The organism is Roseibium sp. TrichSKD4, assembly GCF_000148725.1.
Taxonomy (GTDB): domain Bacteria; phylum Pseudomonadota; class Alphaproteobacteria; order Rhizobiales; family Stappiaceae; genus Roseibium.
The window spans coordinates 1-14,156 of record NZ_GL476321.1 but is presented as its reverse complement, the minus strand read 5'-3'; the positions used below and the strand labels follow the sequence as shown (position 1 = coordinate 14,156).

Annotated in this window: 7 protein-coding genes and 3 pseudogenes; 3 read left to right on the top strand and 7 right to left on the bottom strand. The window is 53.1% G+C overall.

Annotated features, from left to right (window positions below; genetic code table 11):
* Together TRICHSKD4_RS31025 and TRICHSKD4_RS26340 are read left to right on the top strand one after the other, a co-directional pair.
* Positions 1-189, top strand: a pseudogene (locus TRICHSKD4_RS31025) (integrase); the annotation flags it as partial.
* On the top strand, positions 189-407 hold the full coding sequence (locus tag TRICHSKD4_RS26340) for a hypothetical protein (protein WP_009469518.1): 219 nt from the start codon (positions 189-191) through the stop codon (positions 405-407). The pseudogene TRICHSKD4_RS31025 and the gene TRICHSKD4_RS26340, both read left to right, overlap by 1 nt.
* A 7-nt stretch (positions 408-414) precedes the next feature.
* On the opposite strand, the pseudogene TRICHSKD4_RS26335 reads toward TRICHSKD4_RS26340, so the two are convergent.
* Positions 415-1,762 (bottom strand): annotated as a pseudogene (locus tag TRICHSKD4_RS26335) (IS5 family transposase).
* Positions 1,763-1,768: 6 nt separating this feature from the next.
* Here TRICHSKD4_RS26335 and TRICHSKD4_RS26330 point away from each other — a divergent pair.
* Entirely contained in the window at positions 1,769-2,389 is a 621-nt protein-coding gene (locus tag TRICHSKD4_RS26330; protein ID WP_009469516.1) for an IS30 family transposase, read from the top strand.
* Positions 2,390-2,563: 174 nt separating this feature from the next.
* Here the strand turns inward: TRICHSKD4_RS26330 and TRICHSKD4_RS26325 are convergent.
* The 6 genes and pseudogenes from TRICHSKD4_RS26325 to TRICHSKD4_RS26295 all read right to left on the bottom strand — a co-directional run.
* Positions 2,564-2,857: pseudogene (locus tag TRICHSKD4_RS26325) on the bottom strand (IS21 family transposase); the annotation flags it as partial.
* A 300-nt stretch (positions 2,858-3,157) separates the two neighbouring features.
* A complete protein-coding gene (locus TRICHSKD4_RS26320) occupies positions 3,158-4,507 on the bottom strand; it encodes an IS5 family transposase (protein WP_009465529.1) in 1,350 nt (449 codons plus the stop codon).
* 630 nt (positions 4,508-5,137) lie between these two features.
* The gene (locus TRICHSKD4_RS26310) at positions 5,138-8,113 is read right to left on the bottom strand and encodes a cadherin repeat domain-containing protein (protein WP_009469509.1); all 2,976 of its coding nucleotides are present in this window, start codon (positions 8,111-8,113) and stop codon (positions 5,138-5,140) included.
* Positions 8,114-8,139: 26 nt separating this feature from the next.
* The gene (locus TRICHSKD4_RS26305; RefSeq protein WP_009469508.1) at positions 8,140-9,492 is read right to left on the bottom strand and encodes a cadherin repeat domain-containing protein; all 1,353 of its coding nucleotides are present in this window, start codon (positions 9,490-9,492) and stop codon (positions 8,140-8,142) included.
* Positions 9,489-10,925, bottom strand: a complete 1,437-nt coding sequence (locus TRICHSKD4_RS30095; RefSeq protein WP_009469507.1) for a hypothetical protein — start codon at positions 10,923-10,925, stop codon at positions 9,489-9,491. Before TRICHSKD4_RS30095 ends, TRICHSKD4_RS26305 begins: the two co-directional genes overlap by 4 nt.
* The coding region (locus TRICHSKD4_RS26295) for a cadherin repeat domain-containing protein (protein WP_040617596.1) at positions 10,906-14,156 on the bottom strand (3,251 nt) is incomplete at its 5' end. The genes TRICHSKD4_RS30095 and TRICHSKD4_RS26295, both read right to left, overlap by 20 nt.

Here is a 14,156-nt window from a genome sequence, read left to right as displayed (position 1 = left end):
GGCCTGCGCCACAACTATGCTCAGTGGCGCTACAGGGCGCTTGCTGGCTTCCCCTGCCCGAAGGATGGCGGGAAGCCAACAAACGCCCTCACACCCGCCCAGAAGCAGGCTGACCGGGATGCAGGGCTCACGATCTCCGAAGAGCTGGGACACTCGCGCCTCGATGTCACCAGGGCATATCTCGGCTGATGAAACTGACCGCCGCCGACAGGGTTCTCGATCTCACCATGAAGCAACGCGAAGCCGTTGCCCGCAAGGTGTTCTCCTATGAGGCCGTCAAGGACGCGATCACCAAGGCTGCGGGGCAGGGGGCAGGGCATGTGCGCCTTGCGCAAGACCTGCATGCCTCCCTGCGGCAGACAACGGCTGCAAGGCAGCTTGTCGCCGCGCTAAAAAGTCCGCCCTGAACAACGTCTAAGCCATTGATGTTGCGCGTGGCCGAAGCAATACGCAAATATTCGATTTGACCGGTTTGGGGATGGGGTTTGTGATCCAGAGCAGCAAAATGATCAGTGCATTGAGGATCAGACGCAGGTTATGACCGGCTGCGGCCAGCAGGGCGTTGATGGCATCGCCATTTTTGCCATTGAGGAAGTTCCGGTCAAGTCGTCCATCTGTTTTCATGTGGCCGATGGTGGCCTCGATCGCTGATCGTCGTTTCAGCTCACGCTTCATCTGTGCCGTCAGCCCGCGCTTCTGGCCGGAGATCATGACCTTGGCGTCGCCCTCATAATCATGCCCCCGATAGCCACGGTCCACATAGACACGCTCAGCTTTGGTGCCGCAGACTTTCTCAGCCTGACTGATGGTGTCATTCAAGGTGTGCCCATCATAGGGATTGCCCTCAAAAGCCCTCGCCGCAAGAACCAATCCTTCCCGATTGGTCGTGGCAATGCCAACCTTGGCCCCGAACTCGTAAGGTGTTCGCGCCTTGCCCTTGGCAATACAGGCCACTTCCGGCGCATGCATGGAATAAATCTTGTTTTTGTCCTTGGGGGTCTGGGCCAGAAGCCGCTCCACCAGTCCCAGCAGACGGGAGAACCGGTGCTCAAGACCTTCGTTGCCTGCGATCTTGCGGGAGATGTCGCGATAGACCCGGCCCAGATAGTCTTCAGCTTTTGAGTTCCCGGCGCATCCGCTTGAACTGTTTGGCATGGGCATAACGGCCCGCCATCAAGGCCGCCTTTTTGGCAACTCTGGTATGGCTGCGACGCAAGATGATGCCGGCCCTCTTGGCCTGGCGCACCAGAAGCTGCAAGGCCTTGTGATAAAGACGGCTATCGGTGGGATGGGCAATGGCTTTGGGTTGAACGGTCGTATCAACCAAGACCCGCTCAAGGCTGCTCTTCTTGATCGTCCCGCTCTCAATCGCAACACCTACCGTAGCAGAAAGAAGCTTTTCCATTCCCTCAGGACCAATCCGTTTGCGCCAGCGGGTCATGGTTGAGGGATCAATGGGGAATTGGTGCTGGAAAAACTCAAAACCGCAGAAAGACTGCCAGTAGGGGTTTTCAACCCAACGCTCAACCGTCTCTTCATCGGAAAGATCGTACATGTGCTTGAGAAAGTGCAGCCCGGCCATCAGACGCGTTGGTTTGGCCGGTCGTCCCAAGGGGCGATAATGCCTGCCGAACTCCGCATCAAATTCATCCCAAGGCATCAGACCAGACAGCCGCACCAACGAATGGTTCATATCGATGATTGCGGCCAGGCGTTCCTTGAACAGATCGCCACACCGTTTGTTGCGTTTTGAAGGTCTCATGAGAATATGCCAGAAAATGCGTGCTTCGGATCAACTAACCGGCATATTCACACATCCAAAACCCAATGGGTATCCATACTCTTCAATCAGTTAAGGGGTTTTTCAGCGCGAACCAATGAGCGTGCCGAGGCAGGTCACTGGGAGGGTGACCTTGTGATCTGCAAGCATAACCGCCCGCTTTTGGTCCTGCACGAGCGTAAGACACGGCTGACAATCATGACCCGGCTCGCCAGCAAAACCGCCGCGCAAACCGTGACCGCAATCACGGAAATCCTGACCCGGCTCGACCCTTCCATGCGCCGGTCCATGACTTTTGATAACGGCACGGAGTTCGCAAAACATAAATTGCTGAAGGACGCGCTCGGCCTCGCGACATTCTTTTGCGATGCCTATGCGAGTTGGCAAAAGGGGGGAGTGGAAAACGCCAACGGGCGCATTCGACGCTGGCTCCCCCGAAAAACCAATCTCGACGAGCTGACCGACGACGAAATCCAGGACATCGCCATGTCTATCAACCTCACGCCGAGAAAATGCCTCGGCTTCAAATCACCCGTAGAGGCTTTCCTAAACGAGCTTGGAAAAGACATCAAAATCCGCTTCAATGCAAACGTTGCACTTCGCCCATGAATCCACCCTCCAATGGCTGTGGGGCCGTGGCCCTGAGCCTTCAATTCGGCAATCCGGTCTCTTTCAAAACGGGTGAGGTGAGAATATCCTGGCATGGCAACTTCGTTTTCTTGCGTGGTAACAAGCGGATATCAAATCCGCCGACGATGTTGCACCTCACTTCGGAATTCACCCCTCCTGGCGGCGCTGTGATCGTTCGCGCATGTAATCCTTGATGATCGTGTAGCCGCCGGTGAAACCGCATTCGTCGCGCAGCCGGTCAAACACCCGCTTGGCCGTGTGGCGCTGCTTGCGAGGCATGTTCTCGTCCTCATCAAGCCAGCGATCGATGGTCGAGACGAACGGATCAAGTTTGGGACGGCGCACCGGTGACCGGCGCTGATAGCCGGGCGGTGTCGAATACGACAGCATCTTGCGAACCGTGTCGCGCGATATGTTGAAATGCTTCGCTGCCTGGCGCTGCGTCATCCCTTCCGAACAAGCCAGCCGGACCTTCAAATACAATTCCACGGTATAGATCCCCTAACCCTCCTGCCGTCTTCGCAGAAGAAAAATAGGTGGACGACTTTTACGCCGCCCGCAGCAGGATTATCCCGCCGCTACCGTGGTCGAATTTTGCACCGCCGATCTCAACCGCTTCTGGTCCTGATCGAAAAGTTCCTGAAGTCGAACATCAAACCCATCGCACAGCTTATGCCGAACCGGAGGAGACCGACGCCGGTATCGCGGCGGGCTCGCATCCGCCAAATAGTCCGCCCTGAACAACGTCTAAGCCATTGATGTTGCGCGTGGCCGAAGCAATACGCAAATATTCGATTTGACCGGTTTGGGGATGGGGTTTGTGATCCAGAGCAGCAAAATGATCAGTGCATTGAGGATCAGACGCAGGTTATGACCGGCTGCGGCCAGCAGGGCGTTGATGGCATCGCCATTTTTGCCATTGAGGAAGTTCCGGTCAAGTCGTCCATCTGTTTTCATGTGGCCGATGGTGGCCTCGATCGCTGATCGTCGTTTCAGCTCACGCTTCATCTGTGCCGTCAGCCCGCGCTTCTGGCCGGAGATCATGACCTTGGCGTCGCCCTCATAATCATGCCCCCGATAGCCACGGTCCACATAGACACGCTCAGCTTTGGTGCCGCAGACTTTCTCAGCCTGACTGATGGTGTCATTCAAGGTGTGCCCATCATAGGGATTGCCCTCAAAAGCCCTCGCCGCAAGAACCAATCCTTCCCGATTGGTCGTGGCAATGCCAACCTTGGCCCCGAACTCGTAAGGTGTTCGCGCCTTGCCCTTGGCAATACAGGCCACTTCCGGCGCATGCATGGAATAAATCTTGTTTTTGTCCTTGGGGGTCTGGGCCAGAAGCCGCTCCACCAGTCCCAGCAGACGGGAGAACCGGTGCTCAAGACCTTCGTTGCCTGCGATCTTGCGGGAGATGTCGCGATAGACCCGGCCCAGATAGGTCTTCAGCTTTTTGAGTTCCCGGCGCATCCGCTTGAACTGTTTGGCATGGGCATAACGGCCCGCCATCAAGGCCGCCTTTTTGGCAACTCTGGTATGGCTGCGACGCAAGATGATGCCGGCCCTCTTGGCCTGGCGCACCAGAAGCTGCAAGGCCTTGTGATAAAGACGGCTATCGGTGGGATGGGCAATGGCTTTGGGTTGAACGGTCGTATCAACCAAGACCCGCTCAAGGCTGCTCTTCTTGATCGTCCCGCTCTCAATCGCAACACCTACCGTAGCAGAAAGAAGCTTTTCCATTCCCTCAGGACCAATCCGTTTGCGCCAGCGGGTCATGGTTGAGGGATCAATGGGGAATTGGTGCTGGAAAAACTCAAAACCGCAGAAAGACTGCCAGTAGGGGTTTTCAACCCAACGCTCAACCGTCTCTTCATCGGAAAGATCGTACATGTGCTTGAGAAAGTGCAGCCCGGCCATCAGACGCGTTGGTTTGGCCGGTCGTCCCAAGGGGCGATAATGCCTGCCGAACTCCGCATCAAATTCATCCCAAGGCATCAGACCAGACAGCCGCACCAACGAATGGTTCATATCGATGATTGCGGCCAGGCGTTCCTTGAACAGATCGCCACACCGTTTGTTGCGTTTTGAAGGTCTCATGAGAATATGCCAGAAAATGCGTGCTTCGGATCAACTAACCGGCATATTCACACATCCAAAACCCAATGGGTATCCATACTCTTCAATCAGTTAAGGGGTTTTTCAGCGCGAACCAAATACTTCTTGATCGTGTTCCGCGATAAGCCAGTCTCGCGTGAAACAGACCGGATGCTACGGCCATCAACCAATATCCATCGTCGGATCTTCGAAACGCTTTCCATCAATAACACCTGCTCTTTCCTCCGCACGAGCTATGCGGATGGTAGCCGAAACAGGTGGGTCAAATTTAATCGCTCATAACCCACCAAACTGGGTCAATTTTGCATGCCAATTCACAATCAACGGCATCAAGCCAAGATCAAGCCGCCGCATGAAAAACCCTTCAACACCAGATTTGACAATAGCTCCAGTTCCCCCCGCACAGGAGGCGCCAAGGCTGGCGCATCCTGCTATCACGTACCCACTCATGGTGCGGCGAGTTCGATCTTCAGGAACCGATCATCGCCAACCCTGGGCGAGGCGCCGGCCCAGCCGAAGCTTCGATACAATCTCTTCGGGTTTTTCTCGTTTTCCAGCCATCGCTGATCCTCCAATTTGCGGGACAAAAATATCCCAGTTGGTGGACCACTTTCAGGGGGTTATTCCATCTCCTTCAGTCACCTGCATGTTGAAATTTCCTCTATCAAGCCCCTGCATGTTGAAATTTTCATTCGCAGATTGCAATTCATAAATACCTTGCCTGCGTTTCTGATATACTTGCACCGCTTGCCCAATGTTATTGGCACCAAACAATCCAACTATTGTCGCGTAACCAAGCCAGGTATTTTGAACGGATTTTTCAAATCCACTTGGCCATACATTACCTGTTCGGCCATTCTGACTATTTTCTGTGCCAGAAACTCCATCGAATACCCTAAATGTTACGGCTGTCTTGGAAAGGCTTTGTATTCCAGCTGGGTGATTTTCCCAAACGATAGCCTCGCCCGTAGCATCGTTTACAGAACCACGAATTGGCCACCCATTACTGCGCTTGGTCTGAATTGATTGAGATAATCCAAGAGAGGTTATACCAACATTTAGCACGGTTTCGGCACCGCTTATTCCCAAGCCCGTCAAAGCTTGCATCGATGGAGTTAGCTGAACATGCGGGCCCCACTTATACAGCAATTGTGCTCCGTCCCCGCCGTAGGCAAGTTGCGGCAAGAGTTTTAGCCCATAAAATGCCAAACCTAATCCAACTTGTTTGCCAACGCTCGTCAAAAAGAACCCAAAATCTGAATTCGGTGGTGTAAAGACCTCCAAAGAGCCAAAGACATCGCTGATTCCTTGATCCGCGACAACAGAGGCACCTCGAATAGCGGCAGTTGCAAAAGCTTTTGCTACATGCGTTCTCGCGTTATCTTCTTCCGTAGGTTTCAGCAAACTCTGAGTGATGGCAGACCCGGCAATCGGGAAGAAGTCAGAACTCACGGCAGCGGTTACAATATTAGCGGTTTCCGCATACGCGCCAGGTTTTGATGTCCCGAAAAAGTCAATTTGATCTGTCTTGTAAGCTACACGTTGTTTATATGACCCGGGATTATCAGGATCTTCTTCGATGTATACAGTAATTTCACTGTCGGCCAAATAGTAACCTGTGACCATCTTCCCGTTTATATTAATATCTTTTAGTTCGTAGGAAGGCTTGAAACCGAGATTTTCTGTTCGCAATGTAGTCAAATCATCAGCCAAAGATGATACGGAATCTGCGAGCGCGCTGAACACAGATGCCCGTGTCATGGGTACAGCAGTAGTACTCGTCGTGCTCGGGAATCTCGTTGTTTGTAAGTTGATGGCAGATGTAGTGATCGCGTCTTTAACAGTCTGGATTCTCTGACGAAGGGTAGAAATCGCTGTTGTTGTTTCAGGTGTCGGCGTTGTTCCGGAAGATTGCCATTCAGATTCCAAGGAGTTCAATGTGGTCGTAAGGTCATTAACTGCATTTGTTAGAGTACTGTGAATCTCCTTAACAGCTCCCGCGCCAGTGGTATAGACTGTATTATTGGAGGGAGAAGCTGTAGTCCCCAGTGGGTCCTGTTCGTCCAGAACAGAGGCGGTCGAAGTCAGAGACCTCAGTTGACGGTCCAACTCAGTTACCTGAGATTGGATCTGCGACAAATCCGAATATTTGTCTTCGCTAACCGCTGTTACCTTTTCGGGTATGCTTGGAGTTGATGGACCGCTTTCGGCCTGGAATTGAGGAGCAATGTTACCATTTGAATCAATGATGCTAATAATTCTACTGAGGCCCTTCGGCTGTTTTTGATCGTTATATTCCCGTTCCTCAGTAAAATACTCTGGTGTGTCCTCGTTTGATTTTGCCGAATTGAGGTTTTGTGAAGTACCATAAGCAAGAAGAGCCGACATCCATGCGCCCGAACTAATCGAGGTCAGCAGCGAGGAAACACTATTCGCCGCGATCGTTCCTAGGGAACTGTCAGCTTTCAATGAAGTCCAAATTGTGGGGACATTGAATACCACCTGAAGGCCAAAGCCTAAGATACGCTTTTTAGCGGAGGTTTCTTGAGCAAACCTTATAGCTCTTCTTAGACGTGAGGGCGCATCATTCAGAAACTGATCCATCAAGGAAAGTTCAATGGGCACATTGGAGGGTAGATCAGGATTCCAGGCAATTTCGTTTGTAGTAGAACCATCTTCCTCCACTCGATAAATACGGCCTTCCACCATCTTTGCTTTTATGCTTCTCACACCATCCTCTGTTACCGCGAGAATGCTATGAGTTTCTCCTTCTTGAAAGGAAACCTTTTTGTTGACATTAAAATGATCAATGTCAAACCCATCAATTCGTAAAGCTTCCCGTGCGAATTGGTTTATACGGTTCTTCGCATCTATTTCCCGAGAAGTTATTTCGGCTTCACTTGCAATACTAAATTTAATCCGCTTGGTTATCGCCTTCCCCGCTTTGTCGGTGGCAATTACATCCAGGAAAATATCCTGCCCGGACAGTTCTTGTAACGATTTTAATGTCTTGACCTCTCCTGTTTTACTATCGATAGAGAAATATGAGCTGTATTTTCCTGTTGAAGATATAGATAATTGATAATCATCATCTTTTCTCTCACCACTATCAGGACGCTTAATTACATCTACTAATCCAGCCGCACTTCCTATTGGCGCCTTAGCAGATACTACTCCTGTCATATTCGCATAAGACAATTCGGCCTGCGGTAGGTTCGACAAATCTATCTTAAGTGGCACTACGCGAGTTTCACCATCCGCGCTTCTTATCGAAACAGTTGCATAGATCTCATTCGCGTCATATTTGGCTTGATTTGAGAGCACAACTTCCCCGGTCTCGGATTGAACCCTAAGATTCAAGCTTGATGATGAAAGAAGTGTGTACTCGCTTCCCTCAGTGGAAGAAATCCTTCCCAACCGATTGAGATCATTACTCAGTTGCTCGGGTTTGAACTCGGTAGATATGTTTTGCAGACCGTTGTCCCAACGGATACTCAGTTTAAATTCTTCTACGACCTCGTCTCCAGATTTTACTTTTACTGTGTATTCATAGTCTTGACTTGAGGCTTTATTCATACCAGTAGCCATGGAAATCTCGCCCGTGTTGCTATTGATCACAAACGGTCCCGAAGCCCCCCGTCAGAGCTCATGGAATAGCTTAGGGAAGCATCGTCGTTCTCAAACGATTTTGCTTTGACCCAACCAACTGAGTCTCCCGGTTTTGTATCGCTTCCAACGTTCAATTGCGTCGGTCGAGATATCCAGCCCAATTTTGTTGGAAAAACAATGGCCTTAGTTGCAGCAACTCCATTGCTGCCTCGAACGACAACCTGAAGTTCGATCAAGTCCAAAAGAGGAAGGGTTTCAGGATTAAGGTCCTTGTTCAGTGTTATTTCACCTGTTGCATCATTTATTGAAAATAGATTATGGGAGTTTTCATATTGTGATCTAAATGTAGCAATTTCCTCGTTTGACCTTTCAGCCAAAATAGAAGCAACCGTGGGATTCTTTGAAAACTCTGCCCACGCCAAGGTAGGGCGTAAGGAATAGTTAACAGCTCCACTACCCGTTGCCTCCACCCGCGCAATGACCGATCCGGCACTAATGGAACCAACAAGTTCAACGATTTCAGGATTGACTGGTATTGCCCCATCTAGACGGGTTTTAGAAAAACTCGGTTTTGAAAACTGTGAGACAGCTACTACGTCGTTATCGAGTACGACGGTCAGAGTATGGCTTGTGGTTTGCACACGGTCATCTGTACCGCTAGTTGCTGTAATGATCACGGAAAGGGAGTCTTTCAGATCGTCCACATTTCCGGTGTATTTCAGCTGCCCGCTTGTGGGATCAATCTCAAATTTGTCACTGTCCCGCCCATGGACGGAATAGGTGACGGGGTTGTCTTCCTCAGATTCCGCGTCCGAAGCCTGGAACGGTGCGCCGACGGTCACGCTTCCAATCGCGGTGTTGGAAATCTCCTGGGCAGAGATCGGGAGCTGAGTTGGTGTTCCCTCGGCAAATTTCGGCGCCGTGTTCCCGAGCGTGACGGTAACGACATGGTCGGTGGTTTTAAGCCGCTCACCTTCGCCGCTGCTGGCTCTGACAGTTACGGAAAGCGACTCCTTCAGATCATCTTCGGTTCCGATGTAGACAAGCTGCCCGTCAGCCCCGATTTGGAACTTATTGGGGTCACGGCCGGTAAGCGAATAAGTCACTTCGTCATTTTCGTCATCCGTTGCCTGGAACGGTGAGCCGACGTTAACGCCGCCTGGAGGCGAACCTGCAAACTGGGTCTCAGTCAGCGCAACTTGTGTCGGTGTGCCCTCTGCGAACCTTGGGGCGGTGTTCGCAATGGAAACATTTACGACAAAGTCCGTGCTGGCAGCTCGTTCGCCTTCCCCGCTGCTGGCGGTGACGGTGACCGCTAGACCAGCTTCAAGCTGTTCTAGCGTGCCGATGTATTTCAACTGCCCGGTTGCAGGATCGATCTTGAACTTGTCGCTGTCCGTCCGCTCACCGAATAGGTGACGGGGTTGTCTTCTGCGGCTTCTTTGTCCTTTGCGCGGAACGGTGCCCCGACATTGACGCCACCTTCCGGCGCTCGCAGGACGTCACGTGCCGATATTCCAACATCGGTTGGCGTGTCGTCGGCGAATTGCGGTGCGGTGTTGCCCAGCGAAACCTTCACAACATGGTCAGTGCTTGTGGCCCTACTGCCTTCGCCGCTGCTTGCGGTCACGGCAACTGAAAGACCATCCTTGAGCTGTTCTTCCGTGCCGATGTACTTCAACTGCCCGTTGACGATGCTGAACTTGTTCGCATCTGGCCCCTTGAGCGTGAACGTAACTGTGCCGTCCACGTTTCCGTCTGCATCGGTTGCCTGGAAAGGTTGGCCGATATTGACGTTGCCCTTCCTGATATCGTCCACCGAGACGGCGACGGATGAAGGCGGATTTCCGGAAAAGGCTGGAGCTGCGTTGGAGAAGCTCACGGTTACCGGGTGAGAGGCTGTTTGCGGCGCATCATAGCCATCATGCTCCGCAACGATCGTTACATGCAGAGTTTTGCCGACATCGTCTTTTGAGCCGATGTAAACCAGCTTGCCGTCCTCGAACGTGAACTTGTCCTTATCCGGACCGGTCAAGTGGTAACTGACCGGTCCGCTCGCGTAGGATGGTTTGCTCGCCGAGAAACTGCCGTCGATGTCCGTGCTGCCATCGATATCGGCGGGGTTGATTGAGACGCTGGATGGCGCGCTGCCGAAGTCTGCCGGTGTATTGCCATAGGATTTTCTGACAGCCTCGCGAATTCCGAAGAACAGTCCGGTTCCACCGCCACCGACGACCACGACACCTCCACCGACGGCCGCCCAAGTTGGTACCTGCGTGCCAAAGATGGTGATCCCGCCAGCGCCACCGGCACCCGCTCCCAGACCTTCCAGTCCGGCACCTGCTCCCTCAAACCCTTCAAGAACACTGCTGCTGCCCTGTTCGATCAACGGGATTTCCTCAGCAGCACTTGCGGTGTTGCTGGCCGAGCTGGCGCGGCTCAAGAGGTTGCTGAAAAAGTCTTTCACGGTGCTACCCGCGCGCATCAAGCCACGCGCAGCGCGAATACCCAGTTTCCCGGCGCCGCTCCGTGACAACTGTTCCGAATTCACGATGCTTTCGAGCAGCAGCGTTGTTTCTCCTGCAAATTCAACAGGAAGCTCCTGACCGAAGGCGTTCAAGGTACCCCGGTCGTTTTCCGTTTTGAGCTGGTTCAACTGACCCTGACTGATCGGTCCACCATTGGCGACGCCGCGCGCAAAGATGGCGCCTTCGTCACCCGGGCTGTCGTCAGTGCCCAGCAAGGCGTCGAAGTGATGACCGAGTCCTCCATCAGAACTTGTTGATCTCATCCGGGTCCTTGAGCTTGCGGCTGATGAAGATCTGGCCACCGCCTTCTTTCGTGTAGGCGCCCTGAGTGGTGCTTCCGGCTGCGAAATTCACCGTATGCAAGGCTGCCGGCACAGGCACGTCGCCAGACGCGATCCGCTTGATCAGGTCATCAATCTGAGCTGGTTTTGCGTTCGGATAGGCCTGTTGCAGAATCTGCCGCAATTGCTGCGGATTTTCCTTGGCGAGTGTCGTCAGCGACGAAATCATGGTGTCCCATTGTTTTCGCGCGGTACTCGGCTCCGGTTTTTCTTCTGCGCCGAGTGCTTCAAACGCTTTGGAAGCTTTCGTCGACAATTCGTCCTTGATGACTTTGCCATCCGCGCCAAAGAACAGGTTTTCAGTTCCGGTCAGGTTGCCGGTTATGGTCTTGCCTTCGTTTTCAGAAACATGGCTCCAGGCCGCCTCACGTTTTTTTCCTACATAAAGCGAAACTGTCTGTGTCTGTCCGTTGCGCGGGTTGCGAACGGTAATTTCGTAAACGCCTTCTGGGACATCAGACCCTTTGGCTATGATCTGACCGGTGTTCTTGTCGACGGTCAGCTTGCTTTCGTCGCCCTTCGTAACTTCGAATTCCAGTGGTGTTCCGTCGTAGTTGAACGCGCTGACCTGCCCCAGGACCTGGCCATCGGAGGTGGTATCGCCGGCGCCCAACAGAACCGCCTGCGATCCAATTACGTCCGGCTTCCGGTCCTCTTGCGGCTTCATTTTGACAAGAACAGTAACGATCTGGAATTGGTCGCCCTGTTTGACGCGGACTTTAAGTTTGAACAGCCCAGGTATGATTGAACCGGTTGAGCTAAGTTCGCCGGTCTTCGGGTCGATCGTAAACGCACCGCCATATGTGTCGCTGACAATCTGATAGTCGATCGGACCTGACGCACTGTCTGAAGTCGACGCCTCAACCTTGCCGATGACGGCTCCACCTGCCTGATCAAAACCTTGACCTGTGAGCAATTGCTGCTTGTCGGTAGAAAGCGTCCGCCCTGAACCAACTTCAATGTTGATCGTTCGGGTTACCTTCGTTGTTCCATCAGAGACTTCGACAATGATAGAGTGGCTGCCGGCATCCGATGCCTTGAAGTCTCTCTTCGCCCTGATCGTGCCATCCGCGCCAATCTCAAAAAGAGGATCAAAGTTGTTGTCTTCGATCGAATAGGTCAGCGTCCTGCCAGTTTCTCCGCGCGCTTCGAGTTTGAACAGGCTGTCCCCGGCCGCAGCATCGGATTTTGCTTCGAAACTCCGGTCGACAACCACTTCAGGAGCTTCTTCAACATTTTGGACATTGACGGTGACCTTGACCTTTTGTGCGTTGAAGCCGTCGGAAACGGTTATTTCAAGAACCCGCTTGCCATCCGGGCTCCGTTCAAAGTCAACGTCGCCAGAGACTTGAATATTGCCGTCCTTGTCGATGGAAAATGCGCCATCCAGGTTGCCGCCGGTGATCGCGAATTGCGGCGTTACAGTACCATCGCCGCCGTTCCTTGGTGTCAGCGTACCAACCCTTGTTCCCGAGGCCGCGTTCTCGGTGACCTGGAAATTGCTGTCGGTGTCGAACAGCGGGCTAGCCTCGTCGCCCAATTTGACCTTCCAGGCGATCTCACGGCTCGATGTGCCATCACTTACGACGACCACCACGGTCTGATAGCCACCTTCGTAGGCACCGGACCGTTTCTTGGTTATCTCACCCGTTTTCGGATCGATGGAGAAGTCGTCGCTCGGCGATTTCAGACCGAAAGTAAGTTCGTTGCCATCCAGGCTTTGGGCATCCACGCGGCCCAGCGTCGTGCCTGCCGGGGCGTCCTTTTTCGCCGATACCACACCGCCGATATTGGAGAAGAGAATGCCTTCGTTCTCGTTATTGACCGCGACGGTAAATGTACCCGTTCTGGTGTTGCCACCATTCGTGGCCGCCACAACCAGTGTGCGCGACGAGGCCTGTTCAAAATCCAAGCCCTCGGCCGTTACTTCGCCGGTTTGTGGGTCGATTTTGAATTTGCCGTCCTCGTTTCCGAAAACGATGCGGTAAGTGTAACCGGCCGTGCCGCCCGAATTTAGAACCTTAGCAGCATCGAAGGAAGCTCCGTAGGTGTTTTCGTCGACAGAAACGGCGGGGGTGGCCCCTTGGTACTTTACATCGACGTTCCGGCTGACGGTCTGGCCGTCGGCGGTTGTCGCTTCAATGACAAGCTCGCCGTGATCCCAGGCATTGCCCTCACCGGTGTAGATGAGCTGGCCTTTTTCGTTGACGTGGAAATCGTTTGTGACGGTCAGCGAGCCGTCCGGACCTTTGACCTTGATAGTGAAGGTAACGGGCTGGGGCCCAGTTTGCATCGTCACCTGGACGTCGTTGTAATCTTCGTCGCTGCTCTCGGGCGGCAGGTCTTCCCAGTTGCCTCCCCGATTATGCACCTTGCCTTCCGGGTTCAGCTTGGGATCGTCAAAATAGGCTGCGCCTGTCGGATCAGCGGATTTAAGCTGAGTTCCGTCGGCAAGGACCGGCACCCATTCGCCGTTCTCGCCTTTGACGAACTTGACTTCCGTATGGTTCTCAACATCCGGGTTTTGGCGGCCGCCATCCGGTATGATAAAGAACCCGTACTTGTCGGGATCGAAATTTTCGAGCGCCATTTTTTGGCCGCGGGTCGTGTGCACATTGTTCCAGATAATCTTGCCGTCGACGGGATTGCCGTTTTCATCCTTGCGGTAGTACCCGTAGCTGCTTTGTTCTTCCGCTTGCTCATTGTGCGTGTTGGTGATCGTGATCTGTTGGCCGGCACCGGTTACCTGAAAACCTTCTCCGACGACCCGGCCGCCTCCCGAACTCGCTTCCTGGCCGTTAACGGTCAACTCCTGCGGACCAGACAGACTTGCATCGGATTGCTGTGTTTGCGGAAGTGTCTCCCGATATCCCAAAACGACTGTGTGGGTAACGGCGCGGGTGCCATCGGGAGAATTCGGATCTGAGATATGAACCTCAATTTTGAGTGTGCCCATGTCCCAGGGATTGCCGGTGCCGGTGTAAATCAGGCGGCCATGGCGATCGAGCGAAAAGTCGTGCGTAGTGGTCTCGGTGCCATCTGGCGCAACCAACTTGAATGAGAAATTCCCAATTCGCCAACCACCATCAAATTCGTTGTGCTCTCCGATGATCAGGTGTCCCTCGCCCGTTCTTTGCTCTCCGGTGTGGACTC